Source organism: Lysobacter sp. Root916, from assembly GCF_001429785.1.
Lineage (GTDB): Bacteria > Pseudomonadota > Gammaproteobacteria > Xanthomonadales > Xanthomonadaceae > Lysobacter.
In genome coordinates this window covers 220,332-236,464 of sequence record NZ_LMJF01000011.1, presented here as the reverse complement: position 1 = coordinate 236,464, position 16,133 = coordinate 220,332, and the positions used below count along the sequence as shown (strand labels likewise).

General features: G+C 68.8%; 15 protein-coding genes. 2 read left to right on the top strand and 13 right to left on the bottom strand.

The genetic code is table 11. The features are described from left to right. The first annotated feature begins 96 nt into the window (after window positions 1–96). Window positions 97–1,335, top strand: coding sequence for a hypothetical protein (locus ASE35_RS08720; protein ID WP_157489369.1), 1,239 nt, complete (start codon window positions 97–99; stop codon window positions 1,333–1,335). Between the two features lie 36 nt (window positions 1,336–1,371). Here the strand turns inward: ASE35_RS08720 and ASE35_RS08715 are convergent, their stop codons facing one another. From ASE35_RS08715 to hslV, 6 genes are all read right to left on the bottom strand, one after another. After that, on the bottom strand, window positions 1,372–1,842 hold the full coding sequence (locus tag ASE35_RS08715; RefSeq protein WP_057163599.1) for a DUF2269 domain-containing protein: 471 nt from the start codon (window positions 1,840–1,842) through the stop codon (window positions 1,372–1,374). Next, complete coding sequence (locus tag ASE35_RS08710; protein WP_057163598.1) at window positions 1,839–3,146, bottom strand: SDR family oxidoreductase; 1,308 nt, start codon at window positions 3,144–3,146, stop codon at window positions 1,839–1,841. The genes ASE35_RS08715 and ASE35_RS08710 overlap by 4 nt, the downstream gene beginning before the upstream one ends. Window positions 3,147–3,222: 76 nt before the next feature. Then, the gene (locus ASE35_RS08705; protein WP_057163597.1) at window positions 3,223–3,819 is read right to left on the bottom strand and encodes a hypothetical protein; all 597 of its coding nucleotides are present in this window, start codon (window positions 3,817–3,819) and stop codon (window positions 3,223–3,225) included. After that, a complete protein-coding gene (locus tag ASE35_RS08700; protein ID WP_082611194.1) occupies window positions 3,816–4,373 on the bottom strand; it encodes a sigma-70 family RNA polymerase sigma factor in 558 nt (185 codons plus the stop codon). Before ASE35_RS08700 ends, ASE35_RS08705 begins: the two co-directional genes overlap by 4 nt. A 91-nt stretch (window positions 4,374–4,464) precedes the next feature. Next, on the bottom strand, window positions 4,465–5,808 hold the full coding sequence (hslU, locus tag ASE35_RS08695; protein WP_056179887.1) for an ATP-dependent protease ATPase subunit HslU: 1,344 nt from the start codon (window positions 5,806–5,808) through the stop codon (window positions 4,465–4,467). Window positions 5,809–5,923: 115 nt separating this feature from the next. Next, window positions 5,924–6,493 (bottom strand): ATP-dependent protease subunit HslV, encoded by a 570-nt coding sequence (gene hslV, locus ASE35_RS08690; RefSeq protein ID WP_056178231.1) that lies wholly within the window; start codon window positions 6,491–6,493, stop codon window positions 5,924–5,926. Window positions 6,494–6,722: 229 nt separating this feature from the next. Here hslV and ASE35_RS08685 point away from each other — a divergent pair, with 229 nt between their 5' ends. Beyond that, window positions 6,723–7,868, top strand: coding sequence for a M23 family metallopeptidase (locus ASE35_RS08685; protein ID WP_162259042.1), 1,146 nt, complete (start codon window positions 6,723–6,725; stop codon window positions 7,866–7,868). A 154-nt stretch (window positions 7,869–8,022) separates the two neighbouring features. Here ASE35_RS08685 and xerC read toward each other — a convergent pair whose 3' ends face one another. The 7 genes from xerC to ASE35_RS08650 all read right to left on the bottom strand — a co-directional run bounded on the left by xerC (window position 8,023) and on the right by ASE35_RS08650 (window position 15,914). Then, window positions 8,023–8,952, bottom strand: coding sequence for a tyrosine recombinase XerC (xerC, locus tag ASE35_RS08680; RefSeq protein WP_200957015.1), 930 nt, complete (start codon window positions 8,950–8,952; stop codon window positions 8,023–8,025). Between the two features lie 270 nt (window positions 8,953–9,222). Further along, window positions 9,223–9,891, bottom strand: a complete 669-nt coding sequence (locus ASE35_RS08675; RefSeq protein ID WP_057163594.1) for a DUF484 family protein — start codon at window positions 9,889–9,891, stop codon at window positions 9,223–9,225. Then, window positions 9,888–10,742 carry a diaminopimelate epimerase gene (gene dapF, locus ASE35_RS08670; RefSeq protein WP_057163593.1) on the bottom strand — a complete coding sequence of 285 codons (855 nt, stop codon included), beginning with the start codon at window positions 10,740–10,742 and terminating at the stop codon, window positions 9,888–9,890. Before dapF ends, ASE35_RS08675 begins: the two co-directional genes overlap by 4 nt. After that, window positions 10,739–11,023: a lipoprotein gene (locus tag ASE35_RS08665; RefSeq protein WP_056178221.1), complete on the bottom strand. Its 285-nt coding sequence runs from the start codon at window positions 11,021–11,023 to the stop codon at window positions 10,739–10,741. The genes dapF and ASE35_RS08665 overlap by 4 nt, the downstream gene beginning before the upstream one ends. 37 nt (window positions 11,024–11,060) lie before the next feature. Continuing rightward, entirely contained in the window at window positions 11,061–11,474 is a 414-nt protein-coding gene (locus tag ASE35_RS08660) for a YbaN family protein (RefSeq protein ID WP_056178219.1), read from the bottom strand. Window positions 11,475–11,523: 49 nt separating this feature from the next. Continuing rightward, complete coding sequence (locus ASE35_RS08655) at window positions 11,524–13,716, bottom strand: S9 family peptidase (RefSeq protein WP_057163592.1); 2,193 nt, start codon at window positions 13,714–13,716, stop codon at window positions 11,524–11,526. A 107-nt stretch (window positions 13,717–13,823) separates the two neighbouring features. Then, entirely contained in the window at window positions 13,824–15,914 is a 2,091-nt protein-coding gene (locus ASE35_RS08650; RefSeq protein ID WP_057163710.1) for a prolyl oligopeptidase family serine peptidase, read from the bottom strand. Between the last annotated feature and the right edge of the window lie 219 nt (window positions 15,915–16,133).

The following is a 16,133-nucleotide window of genomic DNA, read 5'->3' as shown; positions in this document are numbered from 1 at the left end:
GCGATCCACCGTCATGCGACGGTGCTACCCTTGGCCGTGCAGGGGTGATCAATGGAATGGTGCGTCCATCCATGCAGCGGTACTCAAGGAGATTGAATGAACGTAATGCGTAAGCGCGCGCTGATCTTCGGCGCCATCGCCGCCGCCGGTCTGTGCGCGGCCCCGGCCTGGGCCGGCAGTTATCAGTGCGACAACGACCGCTCCGCCGGCCAATACCCCAATTGCAGCAACATGGGCGGCCACAACTACGTCTACCGCAGCGGCCAGGCCGGCGACTGGAACGGCGACGATCGGCTTAATTTCACCAACAGCGGCTGGTACGGCTACTTCTTCCCCGGCACCGACCGCTATTACAGCTTCTACGCCTGGCTCAACAACGCCGCCTTCACCGACGCCTACGCGCGCTACAACGTGATCAACACCGCCAACGGTTCGCAGCAGACCGCGGCCATCAACCAGAACACCGCGCCCGGTGGCTGGAATTACGTCGGCTACGGTTACGGCTATTTGTTCACCGTCACCCCTAGCGGCAACGGCCGCAACGGCGCCGACATCGTGCAGCTGTATTTCAACGGCCTGGCCGCGGCCGACGCCGCTCCACGCGTGACCGAAGCCGATCGCGATCTGAGCGGCCGCTGCGCCGCGGTGGCGCCGCAGGACGCGCGCGTCGCCGCCTTGCAGCAGCGCATGCTCGACGCCGTCGACCGCTACCGCGACGCGGCCGGCTCGGTGGACGTGCACTTCGGCAACAACGGCCAGGACGAAGCGATCGATTTCGAGGTCTCGCAATCCGCGCGCACCAGCTTCGTGCGCATCGCGCGCGACCGCGGCCGCGTCGAAGAGCATGTGAGCCGCGCCGGCACCACCCTCAGCCTGTATCCGCAGACCGCGTCCTATAGCGAAACCCGCACCCTGGACGCGCCCGCGCCCAGCGGCGCGCGCCAGTACCGCAACGCGCGCTGCGAGCCGGTGTTCGTGCACCGTCCCGATCCGGCCGGCGCGGTCGGCGCCGACGCGGTGCTGTCGCCGCAGAACTACGCGTTCTGGCTGTCCACCGAAGACGTGCGCATCGCCGGCCACCAACGCCTGCTCGGTCGCGACGCGACCGTGGTCGCCGGCAAGCACGGCGACTACCTGGGCCGCAAACTCGGTGCCGAGCGCTTCCGCATGTGGGTCGACAGCGATACCGGCGTACTGCTGAAGCTGGTCGGCAGCGACCGCCAGGGCAAGGCGGCGTATTCGATCGTGGTGCGCGACCTGCGCCTGGACAGCGGCCTCAAGCTCACGCCCTCGCTGGCCGCGCCGCAAGGCTGGACCCGGGTCGGCGAAAACTGATCGCCAGGCGGCACGCGAGCGCTTGCCCGCGTGCCGCTACACCGGCTTGAGCACCATCAGCCAGAAGATCGCGAGCACGCTGAGGAAGGCCGGCCAACCCAACCAGAACCACCAGCGCATGGTGCGGTGGTAGGCCGGCGGCAAGGGCGTGCCGTCGCGCGCCGCCGCCCGCGCCAAGTCGCGCGCGCGCAACTGCAGCCACAGCACCGGCAGCCAGCAGGCGCCGATCACGAAGAACAGCAGCAGCGCCGTCTTCAACCAGAACAACTCGAACGGCAGGCCCAGGGCATGCGCCAGCCACAGGCCGCTGAAGAACTGCACGACCACCGCCGGCGCGGTGAAACAGGCGTCTGCGATCACCACGGTGCGCGCGGTCTCGGCGATCACGCGCGCGTCGCCGCGCCGATGCGCGAGCCAGAAGAAGAACGCGATGCCCAGGCCGGTGCCGAACAATAGCGTCGAGGACAGGATGTGCAGCCACTTCACCCACAGATAGGCCATGCTCATCTCCGCTCCGCCAGCACCCAGGCCACCGCCAGCGCCGGCAGCACCAGCAGATTCTTGGCCAGTCCGCCCAGCGGATCCAGCCACAGCCCCGGTAAGGCCAAGCCGAACGCCAGGGTGTAGGCGGCCACGCTGAGCCCCATCAGGCCCAGGGCCCAACGCGGTCGCCAGCCGCTCGCAAGCCATACGGCCAGCACCAGGTCCAGCGTCGCGGTGATGCGCGCAAGCGCGACCGGCGCCAGATGCTGCAAGACCGAGCCCGATGCGAGCACGTCGATATCCGCCGCCGGCGCGGCCCATCCGGCCCAGGCCGACAGCAACCACAGCGCGACGATGGCCACGCGTAAGGTCGGCGCGAGGAAATACAGCTGCGCCTGCCAACGGTCCTGCACCTGGCTGGGATGCGCGGCCAGCACCTCGGCCAGCGCCCGCGGCGCGAAGCCGAAGGTCGCGCGCAGCCGCGCGTGCGCCTGCGGCGCGGTCACGTTGCCGCGCCGGAGCATGCGCCACATGGTCTGGCCGACCGGACCGTGTCCCAGCCATTCGCCGACCCGAACCTGCAGCGACACCAGGGCCTGCGGCACCTGCCAGACGCGCTGGCCATCGATACGCAGCCAGCGCCGCCACTGACGCTGGTAGTCGCGCAAGCTGATCGGCTGCGGACCGCCGACCTCATAGAGGCCGCGCGCGCCTTGGTCGAGCGCACGCGCGACCAACTCGCCCAGGTCCTCGGCCGCGAGCGGCTGGATCGGCCAATGCCCGTCGCCCGGCAGCAGCTGCGCGCCGGGGAACGCGGCCAAAGCGCGCAGCAGCGAAGTACCGCCGTACGAACCCGAGGTGGCGTAGACCACCGACGGGCGCAGCACGATCGCGTCCAGGGGCAAGGCCAGCAGCGCCTCGTCGAAACGGTGTTTGGAGGCGATGAATTCGCCATCCTCGGGGCGGCCCAGCGCCGACACCTGCACGTAGCGCGCGACGCCGGCGCTCGCGCAGGCGCGTGCCAGCGCGAGCGGCGCGTCGACGTGGATGCAGTCGAAACGCTGGCGGCCGACTTCGCGCAGGATGCCCGACGCATTGACCACCGCGTCGACGCCGGTCAGCAGCGGCTGCCAGTCCTGCTCGCGGGTCAAACGGGTGAGGTCGCAATAGCGCTCGTCCTCACCCAGGACACCGCCGCGACGCACGCCGCGCAGCACGCACCAGCCCGTGCGCCGCAACGCGGCGAGGATGTAACCGGCAAGGAAACCGTCGGCACCGATCACCAGGACGGTGCGCGCGGTCGCTGCGGAGTGGATGGCTGCGGACATGCGCCACAGGCTAACCGAGCGCGGCCAGGTGCGCGCAAGCGGCCACCGCGTCGCCGTCCGCGACGCGGTGGAGCGGTTAGGCGCCGCCGTCGTTCAACTGCGCCTGCAGTTCCCGCAGATAGGCCAGGCGGCTGCGCGCGGCGCGGTGCTTGAACCAGGACGTGGCCGCCGAGACCAGCACGCCGAGGCCGCCGCCGATCGCGCCGCCGATCATGCCGCCGGTGTGCATCGGGTTGGCGTGGTTCAGGCCGGCCAATGCGACGGCATAGACGCCCAGCAACAGCAGTACGCCGTACCAGGTGCCGTGGCGCCAGTAGCGCAGACCGCTGTGCACCCGGCCGATCTCCAACTCCAGCATGGCCGCGGCGTCCAGGCCGTCGTCGCGCAACTGGCGACGGCGCAGCCATAGCGACCACAGTTGGAAACCGATCGAGGTCGGAATCAGCAGGGCGAACACCAGCATCATCGGATCGGAAGCGTCGGTCTTGAGCATCAGCCAGACCAGCGTGGCCAGGCACGCCAGCGTGAGCGCCACTTCAGCGAGCAGAGCCCGGCGCAGGGCGCGGCCGCGCTTGCGGACCTCGGCGCGCAGGCGATCGACGTCGACCCCCGCGCTGGGCTGCGCGCGCCACTCGTCGCCCAGACTGCCCCAGTCGAAATTCGGGTCGCTCATGCCGATGCTCCCAGGCTGTCGCGCAGGTCCCGGCGCGCGCGGCTGAGCCGTTGCGCGACGGTGTTTTCTTCCAAGCCCAGCGAGTCGCCGATCTCGCGCAGGGAAAAACCTTCCAGGGCCAGCACGACCACCTGGCGCTGGCCCAGCGGCAGCTGCCGCACGGCCTCCAGCAGGTTGCGACGACGCTGTTGCGTCTCGGCGTGGCGCAAGGGGTCGTCGCCCGGATCGGGATGGCTTTCGTCGAGCTCGTCCTCGACCCGGCGGTGGCGGGCGAGGTAATCGATGGCACGGTTGTGGGCGACCCGGGCGATGAAGGTGCGCAGCGAAGCTTCGCCGCGCCAGCCCGGCAGGGCACGCCACAGCGCCAGGCTGATTTCCTGCAGCAGGTCCTCGCGGCGGCCGGGCTCGGACTGGTAGCTGCCGGCGATGCGGCTGAGCATGGGCCCGTGTTCGCGCAGCACGCCGTCGAAATCCGGCGCCACGGCCGCGCCGACGCGCGTGTGCGTGTCGGCGTCGCTGCCCTGCCTCGTTACCGCTTCCGCGGTGTTGTCCATACCGGTCTTCCTGGGTCCCCTGCCTGCATAGTCTGCCCGGGGCCGGAAAACCTGACACGGCGGCCGCAAGTCGCGGCCGCCGCGGTTCGGATCAGAGGATGTAGCGGCTCAGATCCGGGTCCTGGACCAGCTCGCCCAGGTGGGCGTCGACGTAGGCGCGGTCGATCGCCACGGCTTGACCACCGCGGTCGGGCGCCTCGTAGCTGAGGGTATCGAGCAGGCGTTCGAGCACGGTGTGCAGGCGGCGCGCGCCGATGTTCTCCTGGCGCTCGTTGACCTGGGCGGCGATCTCGGCCAGGCGATCGACGGCGTCGGCGCTGAAGGACAGCGTCACGCCCTCGGTGCGCAGCAGTTCGACGTACTGGGTGGTCAGCGCGGCCTTGGGCTCGGTCAGGATGCGCACGAAGTCGTCCTTGCTCAGCGCGCTCAGCTCGACCCGGATCGGGAAGCGGCCCTGCAACTCGGGGATCAGGTCGCTGGGCTTGGCCAGATGGAAGGCGCCGGAGGCGATGAACAGGATGTGGTCGGTCTTGACCGCGCCGTACTTGGTGCTGACGGTCGAACCCTCGACCAGCGGCAACAGGTCGCGCTGCACGCCCTCGCGGCTGACGTCGCCGCCGCCCACGTTCTCGGAACGCTTGGCGACCTTGTCGATCTCGTCGATGAAGACGATGCCGTGCTGTTCGCAGGCTTCGATCGCGGCCTCGCGCACTTCGTCCTCGTTGACCAGTTTGCCGGCCTCTTCCTCGATCAGCTGCGGGCGCGCGGCCTTGATCGTGAGCTGGCGCTTGTGGGTCTTGCCGCCCGACACCTGCGAGAACATCTGGCGCAGCTGCTGGCCCATCTCTTCCATGCCCGGAGGGGCCATGATGTCGACGCCGAGATTGACCGCGGTTTCGATTTCGATCTCGCGTTCGTCGAGCTCGCCGGCACGCAGCTGCTTGCGCAGCTTGGCGCGGGTGTCGTTGTCGGGGGCCTGATGGTCCTGCGCCGGGGTGTCGGCGCCGAAGCCGAAGCCGCCGGGAATGCGCTTGGGCAGCAGGGCGTCGAGGATGCGGTCTTCGGCGCGCTCCTCGGCCTGGGTGCGCACGCGCTGCTTGGCCTGCTCGCGGTACAGCTTGACCGCGGTGTCGGCCAGGTCGCGCACGATCTGCTCCACGTCCTTGCCAACGTAGCCGACCTCGGTGAAGCGGGTGGCTTCGACCTTGACGAAGGGCGCGTTGGCCAGCGTCGCCAGGCGGCGCGCGATCTCGGTCTTGCCGACGCCGGTCGGGCCGATCATCAGGATGTTCTTGGGCATCACCTCGTTGCGCAGATCCGGCGCGAGCTGCATGCGCCGCCAGCGGTTGCGCAGCGCGATCGCGACCGCGCGCTTGGCCGCTTGCTGGCCGATGATGTGACGGTCCAACTCCTGCACGATTTCGCGCGGAGTCATGGTGGCGTGGCTGTTGTCGGGTTTCATAAGGCGAGTAGTGAGTCCAGAGAAGTGAGTAGCGAGCGAAGGCCTGGGCGGGCGGAACAACGATGAGGACGCAGCGTTAGCTCACTCCTCACTCCTGTCCGCTCACTCCTAGCTCCTCCACCACCACGTTCCGATTGGTGTAGATGCAGACGTCGCCGGCGATGCCGATCGCCTCGGTGGCGATGGTGCGGGCGTCGAGTTGGGTGTGCGCCATCAGCGCGCGAGCGGCCGACAAGGCGTACATGCCGCCGGACCCGATCGCGATGATGCCGTCCTCGGGTTCGATCACGTCGCCGGTGCCGCTGATGATCAGCGAAGTTTCCCTGTCGGCGACCGCGAGCAAGGCCTCGAGCTTGCCCAGGCGGCGCTCGGTGCGCCAATCCTTGGCCAGTTCGACCGCGGCGCGGGTGAGCTGGCCGTGCTTCTCGAGCTTGGCTTCGAACAATTCGAACAGGGTGAAGGCATCGGCGGCGGCGCCGGCGAAGCCGGCCAGCACCTGGCCGTCGCGACCGAGGCGGCGCACCTTGCGCGCGTTGGACTTCATTACGGTATGCCCCAAGGTCACCTGTCCATCGCCGGCTACGGCCACGCGACCGTTGCGGCGCACCGAGACGATCGTGGTGGCGTGGAAGGTGTTGGGGTTCTGGCTGGGGTCCATACGGCCTCCGGGATACGAATTCCCTTGATGGGGCCGGCCGGCGCCGGCGCAAGGGGCTCAGGCGGCCACGGTCGCGTGCGCTTCGGTGCCCGGACGGCGCGCGGACTGCCGCTACTATGGGCCGCACGCCCACGATGCAAGCCCTCCCCGCCAGGACCTTCGCATGCGCTTCAGCACCCGTTTTTGTTCGACAACCGCGTCCCGCTCGCGCGGCGTCGGCGCTTGTTTCTTGCTCGCCGCGCTGGGCCTGTTCGCGGCGCAAGCCGCGAGCGCCGAGCGCGCCTTGGCGCCGGTCGAGGTGCGCAATCCCTGGGCGCCCGCGCCGGTGGTCGGCGGCGATGGCCGCACGCATCTGGCCTACGAACTGCATGTGACGAATTTCTACCGCGATACCGGCGTGCTGCGCTTGCGCCGCATCGAGGTGTTCGCCGACGGCGACACCCGGCCCTTGGCGAGCTACGAGGGTCAGGCGTTGGTCCAGATCGTGCAGCCCCGCCCCGCCGACGACGCCGCGGCGAGCGACAGCGTGCCGGTCGCCGCAGGCATGCGCGCGATCGCGTTCCTATGGCTGACCCTGCCGACCGATCGACCGGCGCCGCGCGTGTTGCGCCATCGCCTCGAATTCGTCGACGCCAAGGGCGCCCTCAACCTGGTCGACGGCGCGCGCGTCGTGGTCGACACCAAGCCGCCGGTGAAGCTGGGGCCGCCGCTACGCGCAGGACTGTGGCTGGCCGGCGAAGGCCCGGGCAATTCGCGCTCGCACCATTGGGGCAGCCTGGTCGCGGCCAACGGCCAGGTCACCATTCCGCAGCGCTATGCCTTGGATGTGTTCGGCCTGGACGGCAATGGCCACGTGCTGCGCAATGGCGCCATGGATCTGACCAAGAGCAAACGCGAGGACTGGATCGGCTACGGCACCGAGGTGCTCGCGGTCGCCGACGGCGTGGTGCGCGATGTCCGCGACGGCACGCCCGATCACGCGCCGCTGGAAGCGCAGCCCGAACCCGACTCGCTGACCGCGCACGGCCTGTACGGCAACTACGTGGTGCTGCAGATCGCCCCGGACGTGTTCGTGCATTACGCGCATCTGCAGCCCGGCAGCGTGGCGGTGAAGGCGGGACAGAAGCTGCACCGCGGCCAGGTATTGGGACGGCTCGGACAATCGGGCAACACCAACGGTCCGCACCTGCATATCCACGTGTCCAACGCCGCGACCTTCGAGGGCTCGGAAGGCCTGCCGTTCGTGTTCGATGCCTATGCATCGCCGGGTACCTGGACGCTGACCAACGCGATCGATCCAGACGCGAAGTTCAGCCCCGAGCGCGTCGAGCATCGCAAGCAGATGCCGCTGGACGGCGAGGTACTCGGGTTCTAGAGCGCCATCGCGCCCGCCGCTGAGTCTGCGGGCGCTGGCGGCCCGGCGATACAGGCGCGCCAAGCCTCGGCTTGCAGACGGTCGGCGATCACGCCCGGATCGTCTTTCGGTCTGCCGGTTCGGCGGGTCCGGATTTGCCCGGGACCCGTAGCGCTTACGCGCCTTCTTTGTCGGCCTTGCGCTTGGCGCGCGGATGCGCGGCGTCGTAGACCTTGGCCAGGTGCTGGAAATCCAGATGGGTGTAGATCTGGGTGGTGGCGATGTCGGCGTGGCCCAGCAGTTCCTGCACGCCGCGCAGGTCGCCGGAGGATTCGAGGATGTGGCTGGCGAAGGAATGCCGCAGCAAATGCGGATGCACGCGCTTGAACAGGCCCTGGCGCTGGGCGAGCTGACGCAGGCGCAGTTGCACCGCGCGCGGGGTGATCGGCGTGCCGCCGCGCCCCGGAAACACCGGCGCCTCGTTGACCGCGCCGGTGGACGCGTGCCATTCGCCCAGCGCCGTGCGCGCGTGCGAACCCAGCGGCACGCTGCGTTGTTTGTTGCCCTTGCCGAGCACGCTGACCAGGCCATCGGACAGATCCAGGTCGCGCCAACGCAGGCCGCATAGTTCGCTCAATCGCAGGCCGGAGGAATAGAACAATTCCAGCAGGGCGCGGTCGCGCAAACCCAGCGGCACGTCGGTCGGCACTTCGACCAGGGCCTTGGCTTCATCGGGATCCAAGACCTGCGGCAGTTTGCGCGGCGCCTTGGGCGCGCGGATCGCGGCGGCCGGGCTGGTGTCGATGCGGCCTTGCTTGAGCAGCCATCCGTAGAAACTGCGGCAGGCGGAGAGACGACGTTGCAGGCTCTTGGGCGTAAGGCCGCGTCGGTGTTCGGCTGCGATGAACGCGCGCAGCTGTTCGGTGTGCAGGGCCAGCGGATCGGCACCCTGGGTCTGCGACCAGTCGGCGAGCGTAGTCAGATCGCGGCGGTACGCGTCGAGCGTATGCGCGGACATGCGCCGCTCGACTTGCAGATGGGCGAGGAAATCTTCGATCGGTCCTGGGGACACGGGACACGGGCTCCGGGGTTCCGACGTGTGCATCGGAATCGTGGGCATCTTGCGATGCGGGGTGGAGGATGTCGAGGGAGGCGTGCGAGCGCGGTCGGGCGAGCCAGTCGAACCACGAAGTGCAGCCCCGCACGGCTGCCGGCTCTTTGGACGGGACGCGATCAAGCGTCGCTTGGCGCTTAAGTCACTGGATCCCCGCTTTCGCGGGGATGACGAGCTAAAAGCACCCAGGAGCGGGAGGAGCAAATCCCCCTCGCCCCCCTTTTCCAAAGGGGGAGGAAGAGCGGTGTTGCGGCGACGCGCTTAGTAGCGTTTCAAGGCCACCGTCAGCGACTCGCCCATCATGCGCAGGAACAGCGTGCCCATGCCGGGGAAGAAGCGGTTGGGGTCGCGGCTGCCGACCGCGACCAGGCCGATGCCGGGCAGCGGCAGCAAGGCGGTCGATTGGACTTCGTCGGCCTGCGCGCCGTACAGCAGGGCATGCTTTTCCGGTTGCAGGCGGCCGCACAGCGGTTCGCCGTCGGCCAGGCAGTCGCGGAACGGCTGCAGACGCACGTCGTCGGCGGCGATCACCTGCAACCACTCGGGCGCGTCCAGGCCCTCGACCGGCTGGAACATCACCAGGCGCACGCGGTCGCCGTTGAAATCCTCGGCCAGGGTCGCGGCCATCGCGCGCAGGGTGTCGCCGGCGCTGTTCTGGCGCATCAGGGCCAGGGTGAGCTGGTGCGTGCGCACCGACAGACGCTCGTTCTCCTGAGCGTTGCCGAACAGCTCCTGCAGACGCCGCGAGAGTTCGCGGTTCTTGTCGCGCAGCACTTCCAGCTGATAGCTCGCCAGCGAGGCGGCCGAGCCTTCCTCGCGCGGCACGATCAGGCTCAGGGCCAGATCGGGGAACTGCTGCAGGAAGCGCGGGTGACGACGCAGCCAGGCCGCGACCTCGTGCGCGCCCAGCTTGTCCAGGGTTTCGTTCATTGCGCCCATTCCCCCTCGTAGACGAAAGCGGCCGGTCCCGACATCGACAGCGGAGCGTCGTCGGACGGCCATACGATGCGCAGTTCGCCGCCGGGCAGGACCACGGCGACGTCGCGATCGACGCGGCCGCGCCGCATCAACACCGCGGCCGCGGCGCAGGCGCCGCTGCCGCAGGCCAGGGTTTCGCCGGCGCCGCGCTCGTACACGCGCAGGCGGATGCGCCCGCGCGACTCGACCTGGGCGAAACCCACGTTGACCGATTCGGGAAACGCCTCATGCGATTGCAGCAGCGAGGCGATGCTGTCCACTGGCGCGGCATCGACGTCGTCGACCTCGATCACCGCATGCGGATTGCCCATCGACACCGCGCCGAAACCGATCACGGTGTCGTGGATGTCGAGCACGTATTGGTCGCGCGCGCCCGGAAAGCCGCGCAGCGGGATCGCGTCGGGGTCGAAGCGCGGCTCGCCCATGCCGATGCGGTAATGCTGCTCGGACAGGCGTTCGACCTGGTGGGTGTCGAGCGGGCTGTCCAAGGCGAAGTTGCCCTCGCCCGCGGCGCCGTCGCGGACCAGCCAGGCGGCGATGCAGCGCGCGCCGTTGCCGCACTGTTGCGAAGAGGAGCCGTCGGAATTCCAGATCCGGTAGCTGGCGACCGAGCCCGATTCGCGCGGGTCCTCGACGGTGAGGATCTGGTCGCAGCCGGCGCCGAAATGGCGGTCGGCGAGCAGGCGGCAGTGCGCGGCGGCGGGCGGCGCCAGGCCGCCGCGCAGGTCGAGCACGACGAAGTCGTTGCCCGCGCCATGCATCTTGCTGAAACGCCGCATCTTCCGCTCCGCGCCGGGGCTCATCGGCCGCCGTCGGCCGGCGGGGTCGGATCGTCCTTGCCGTCGTCGGTCGAGCCGTCCGTGGGCGTGTCGGTGGCGGGTTCGGCGGCCGGCGGCTCGGCCGCCTTTTGCGGCTGCGACGGCGGCGTGGCCTCGGGGGCCATCTGCACCGGCACCTCGCCCGCGGGCTGGGCCGGGGCGGTCACCGGAACCGGCTTGGTGGGCAGGACCAGGGGGCCCTTGTTGCCGCAGGCCGAGACGGCCAGCGACAGCGCGATCAGACTCAGGACGATGCGTGCATTCATGGCCGCAGTGTAGCCCGCGAGCGCGACCGAACGAAGCTCAGCGCGACGGCGGTTCAGGTCGCGCCCACAGCCAGATTGCGACCACGGTCATGAAGCCGGTGCCGGTGGCCGCCATCCACCATTTCGGGGCGGTCAGGAACATGATCGCGGCGCAGGCCGACATCATGCTCACCGCCAGCCATTTGGCGCGCCGGCTGACCGCGCCGTGCGCCTGCCAGTCGCGGATCATCGGCCCGAACTGGCGGTGCGCGAGCAGCCAGGCGTGCAGGCGCTGGGAGCCGCGCGCGGCCGCGAACGCCGACAGCAATACGAAGGGAACGGTGGGCAGGCCGGGCACGACGATGCCGACGATGCCCAGGCCCAGGCTGGCGTAGGCCAGCAGCCACCAGGCCCAGCGGAAGCGGCTGGGACGGACCGGCGTGGGCTCCTCGGGCGGGGGCGGGATCGACATGCCGCCAGTATGCGACCGCGGCGCGTGCCGCGGCCGCACCGGCGATGCGTCAGTGCGTTGCGGTGGCGGCACCGCCGCCGGCCAGACCGAGCTGGCCGAGCATGAAGGCGAACATCTCGGAACGCTCGCGATACTGCTGGAAGCGGCCGGACTTGCCGCCGTGACCGGCTTCCATATTGGTGCGGAACAGCAGTGGGTAGGCGCCGGTGTTCAGATCGCGCAGGCGCGCCACGTACTTGGCCGGCTCGAAATACTGCACCTGCGAATCCCACAGGCCGGTGCCGACGAACATCGCCGGGTAGGCCTGCTTGGACAGGTTGTCGTAGGGCGAGTACGAAAGCATGTAGTCGTAGTACTTCTTCTGCTCCGGGTTGCCCCACTCGTCGTATTCGTTGGTGGTCAGCGGGATGCTGGCGTCCAGCATGGTGGTGACCACGTCGACGAAGGGCACCTGCGACAGGATCACGCGGTACTTGTCCGGCGCCATGTTGGAGATCGCGCCCATCAGCAGGCCGCCGGCGCTGCCGCCGTAGGCCGCGACGCGGTCGGGCGCGGCGTAGCCGGCCTTGACCAGGTAATCGGTGACGTCGATGAAGTCGGTGAAGGTGTTCTTCTTCTTCAGCAGCTTGCCGTCCTCGTACCACTTGCGGCCCATTTCCTCGCCACCGCGGATGTGCGCGATCGCATAGACCATGCCGCGGTCGAGCAGGCTGACGTTGACGACGCTGAAGCTGGGATCCATCGAGGCGCCGTAGCTGCCGTAGCCGTACTGCAGCAGGGCGGCCTTGCCGTTCTTCTCGAAGCCGCGCTTGTAGACCAGCGAGACCGGGATGCGGGCGCCGTCGCGCGCCGGCACCCAGACGCGCTCGGTCACGTACTGCGCGGCGTCGAAGCCGCCCAGCACGGGCTGGCGCTTGAGCAGGCGGCGCTCGCCGGTGTCCACGTTCAATTCGTAGACCGTGGCCGGCGTGGTCAGCGAGGTGTAGCTGTAGCGCAGCCACGGGGTATCGGCTTCGGGGTTGGACGACAGGCCCATCGAATACGCCGGCTCATCGGCCTTCACGAATTCCGATTCGCCGTTGGCCTTGAGGATGCGTACGCGCTCCAGCGCGTCGGAGCGCTCGGCCACGGCGGTGTAGCCCTGGAACAGTTCGATGCCCTCGATGTAGACGTCGTCGCGGTGCGCGATCCAGTCCTTCCAGTCCTTGCGCGAGGTCGAGCCGCTGGGCGCGGTGACGACCTTGAAATTGGTGGCGCCGTCGGCGTTGGTGCGGATCACCCAGCGGTCGCCGAAGTGGTCGGCGTCGTACTCGACGTCGCGCGCGCGCGGCGCCAGCACGGCGAACGCGCTGGGGTCGGCGGCGGGGGCGTAGCGCAGTTCGTCGGATACGGTGCTGCTGACGCCGATCACGATGTAGCGGTCGTCGCGGGTGCGGTCGATGCCCATGTAGAAGCTGTCGTCCTTCTCCTCGTAGACCACCGCGTCCTGCGCGACCGGGGTGCCGAGCACGTGCTTCTTGACGCGCTTGGTCAGCAGCGTCTCGGGATCGTTCTCGACGTAGAACAGGGTCTTGTTGTCGTCGGCCCAGACCAGGTTGGCGGACACGCCCTTGATCTCGTCGGCATAGGTCTCGCCGGTGCTCAGGTTCTTGAAGCGCACCGTGTACTGGCGGCGGCCGTTGGTGTCGTCGGCATAGGCCAGCAGCTGGTTGTCCTGGCTGATCTCGTAATCGCCGACCTGGTAGTACTTCTGGTCCTTAGCCATGGCATTGACGTTCAGCAGCACGGTTTCACCGGCAAAATCGCCGTCGGCGTTGGCCTTCTGGATCGAGGCGGCGTCCACGCCGGGGCCGTCCTTGCGGCGGGCGTAGATCGGGTAGTCCTGGCCGGTCTCGAAGCGGCTGTAGTACCAGTAACCGCGATCGCGGCTGGGCACCGAGCTGTCGTCCTGCTTGATGCGGGCGACGATCTCGTCGTACAGCGTGTTCTCCAGCGGCTTCAGCGCCGCCATCTGCGCGGTGGCGTAGGCGTTCTCGGCCTCCAGATAGGCCAACATCTCCTTGTTCTCGCGCTTGTCGTCGCGCAGCCAGTAGTACTCGTCGTTGCGCTGGGCGCCGTGCGGCGCCTTGACCACATGCGGCTTCTTGGCCACGTCGGGAGGCAACGGGGCGTCGGCGGCGGAGGCGTTGGGGGTCGTGGTCATCAGTAGCGTTGCGGCCAGCAGGAGGGAGGTCGGTTTCATAGATAAGGTCCGTTTGCGGAGAGCGCAATGGCCGGCGGGCCGCGAGCCGCCGCGGGGCATGCCTGGCTGGGGAGGACGGGCGCCGTGCGGCGCCCGTCGCTAAGGGCTTACTTGGACAGCTTGTCCCACAGGAAGGTGTAGGCCAGCGCGCTCATGTGCGCGGCCTGGGCGTTGTTGGCCGAGCCGCCGTGGCCGCCCTCGATGTTCTCGTAGTAGCGCACGTCCTTACCGGCTTCCATCATCTTGGCCATCATCTTGCGCGCGTGGCCCGGGTGGACGCGGTCGTCGCGGGTCGAGGTGGTGAACAGGGTCGGCGGATAGTCGCGCTTGGCGTCGAACAGGTGGTAGGGCGAGAAGGTCTTGATGAAGTCCCAGTCGGCGGTGTCCGGATCGCCGTACTCGGCCATCCAGGAGGCGCCGGCCAGCAGGTGGCTGTAGCGCTTCATGTCCAGCAGCGGCACTTGCACGACCACGGCACCGAACAGCTCCGGGTACTGGGTGAGCATGTTGCCGGTGAGCAGGCCGCCGTTGCTGCCGCCCTGCACGCCCAGGTGCTTGGGCGAGGTGACCTTGCGCGCGATCAAGTCCTGCGCGACCGCGGCGAAGTCCTCGTAGGCCTTGTGACGGTTGGCCTTCAGCGCGGCCTGGTGCCAGCGCGGACCGTACTCGCCGCCGCCGCGGATGTTGGCGACCACGTACACGCCGCCCTTCTCCAGCCAGCCCTTGCCGACGCCGCCGGAGTAGCCCGGGGTCATCGAGACTTCGAAGCCGCCGTAGCCGTACAACAGGGTCGGGGTGCTGCCGTCGAGCTTGAGGTTCTTCGGACGGACCATGAAGTAAGGCACCTTGGTGCCGTCCTTGCTGGTCGCGAAGTGCTGCTCGATCACGTTGTTCGACCCGTCGAAGAAGGTCGGCATGGTCTTCAGCGTTTCCGGCTGCTGGCCGAGCTTGGCCAGCGACAGCGTGGTCGGGGTCAGGTAGTCGGTGGCGGTCAGCCAGACGTCGTCGCTCTCGTCGTCGTCCACCGCCGACACGCCGATGCTGCCGAAGGCCGGCGCGCCGACGAACTCGCTGCGCTGCCAGCTGCCCGGAGTGAGCACGCTGAGCTTGTACTTCACGTCCTCCATGACGTTGAGCACCAGCTTGTTGCGGGTCCAGGTGGTGCCGGCCAGCGAGCTGCGCTCGGTCGGCTCGAACAGCACGGCGAAATCGCGCTTGCCGGCCATGAAGTCGTCGAAGCGGGTGACGATCAGGCTGCCCGGCTTATAGGTCTTGCCGCCGGCGCTGTAGGGCTCGCGCAGCTCCAGGGTCAGCCACTCGCGATGCACGCCCTTCTCGGCCGAGTTCGGCGCGTCGATCTTGGTCAGCTTGCCGTCGGCGCCGCGCAGGTAGAGCTCGTTGTTGTAGAAGGCGATGGTGCGCGAGACGAAGTCGCGCTCGAACCCTTCGGTGGGGTCATGGCCGGCGGAGATGTACATGTCCTCCGCGGTGCCTTCGTACACCACGGTGGCGGCGCTGAGCGGGGTGCCGCGCTTCCACTGCTTGACGATGCGCGGGTAGCCCGACGAGGTCATGCTGCCCTTGCCGAAATCGGTGAACACGTAGACGTTGTCGCGGTCGATCCACTGCAGGCCGCCCTTGGCCTCGGGACGGAAGTAGCCGTCCTTGACCCAGGTCTGGGTGCTCAGGTCGAACTCGCGGGTCACGTCGGCGTCGGCGCCGCCGCGCGAGAGCGCGATCAGGCAGCGCTGGTACTGCGGCTTGAGGCAGTCGGCGCCGTGCCAGACCCAGTTCTCGCCTTCGGCCTTGTTGAGCGCGTCCAGGTCGATCACGGTTTCCCAGGCCGGCTTGTCCTTGCGGTACTCGGCCAGGGTGGTGCGGCGCCACAGGCCGCGCTGGTGGTTCGCGTCCTTCCAGAAGTTGTAGTAGTGGTCGCCGATCTTCATCACGCCGGGAATCTTGGCGTCGGAGTCGAGGATGGCGCGGATGTCGGCTTCCAGCGTCTTGAAGGCGGGCGTGGCGGCCAGTTCGGCCTCGGCCTGGGCGTTGCGCTCGCGCACCCAGGCCAGCGGGCGCTCGCCCTGCACGTCTTCCAGCCAGGCATAGGGATCGGACCCGTCGGTCATTTTGGCGGCCTCCTCGGCGGCAACGGCGGTGGCGACCGGGGCCACCAGACCGGCGATGCCGATGGAGATCATTCCTACCGAAACGAGCAACGGCTTGCAGGCCTTGGACAGCGTGGACATCGGCGCTCCGCGAATACAGGGAAAGGCCGAACGCTAGCACAGGGCCCGACGGGCCCCGCCGTGCCCGAAGTCATGTGGGGAGGGTGTGCCGCGCTCGCGTTATGGCGGTTTCCGCGGCGTTTTCGGCGCAAATCCCATCCCCCTCGCGCGCGCCGGGGCGCGACTTTGCGC

What these genes read in the sequence shown, in the direction of transcription:
- ASE35_RS08660 (WP_056178219.1), bottom strand. Translation starts at nt 11,474, where the DNA reads ATGTCGATCCCGCCCCCGCCCGAGGAGCCCACGCCGGTCCGTCCCAGC.
- ASE35_RS08705 (WP_057163597.1), bottom strand. Translation starts at nt 3,819, where the DNA reads ATGAGCGACCCGAATTTCGACTGGGGCAGTCTGGGCGACGAGTGGCGC.
- ASE35_RS08665 (WP_056178221.1), bottom strand. Translation starts at nt 11,023, where the DNA reads ATGAATGCACGCATCGTCCTGAGTCTGATCGCGCTGTCGCTGGCCGTC.
- ASE35_RS08720 (WP_157489369.1), top strand. Translation starts at nt 97, where the DNA reads ATGAACGTAATGCGTAAGCGCGCGCTGATCTTCGGCGCCATCGCCGCC.
- ASE35_RS08710 (WP_057163598.1), bottom strand. Translation starts at nt 3,146, where the DNA reads ATGTCCGCAGCCATCCACTCCGCAGCGACCGCGCGCACCGTCCTGGTG.
- ASE35_RS08675 (WP_057163594.1), bottom strand. Translation starts at nt 9,891, where the DNA reads ATGAACGAAACCCTGGACAAGCTGGGCGCGCACGAGGTCGCGGCCTGG.
- ASE35_RS08650 (WP_057163710.1), bottom strand. Translation starts at nt 15,914, where the DNA reads ATGATCTCCATCGGCATCGCCGGTCTGGTGGCCCCGGTCGCCACCGCC.
- hslV (WP_056178231.1), bottom strand. Translation starts at nt 6,493, where the DNA reads ATGGACCCCAGCCAGAACCCCAACACCTTCCACGCCACCACGATCGTC.
- xerC (WP_200957015.1), bottom strand. Translation starts at nt 8,952, where the DNA reads ATGCACACGTCGGAACCCCGGAGCCCGTGTCCCGTGTCCCCAGGACCG.
- ASE35_RS08655 (WP_057163592.1), bottom strand. Translation starts at nt 13,716, where the DNA reads ATGAAACCGACCTCCCTCCTGCTGGCCGCAACGCTACTGATGACCACG.
- ASE35_RS08715 (WP_057163599.1), bottom strand. Translation starts at nt 1,842, where the DNA reads ATGAGCATGGCCTATCTGTGGGTGAAGTGGCTGCACATCCTGTCCTCG.
- ASE35_RS08700 (WP_082611194.1), bottom strand. Translation starts at nt 4,373, where the DNA reads ATGGACAACACCGCGGAAGCGGTAACGAGGCAGGGCAGCGACGCCGAC.
- hslU (WP_056179887.1), bottom strand. Translation starts at nt 5,808, where the DNA reads ATGACTCCGCGCGAAATCGTGCAGGAGTTGGACCGTCACATCATCGGC.
- dapF (WP_057163593.1), bottom strand. Translation starts at nt 10,742, where the DNA reads ATGAGCCCCGGCGCGGAGCGGAAGATGCGGCGTTTCAGCAAGATGCAT.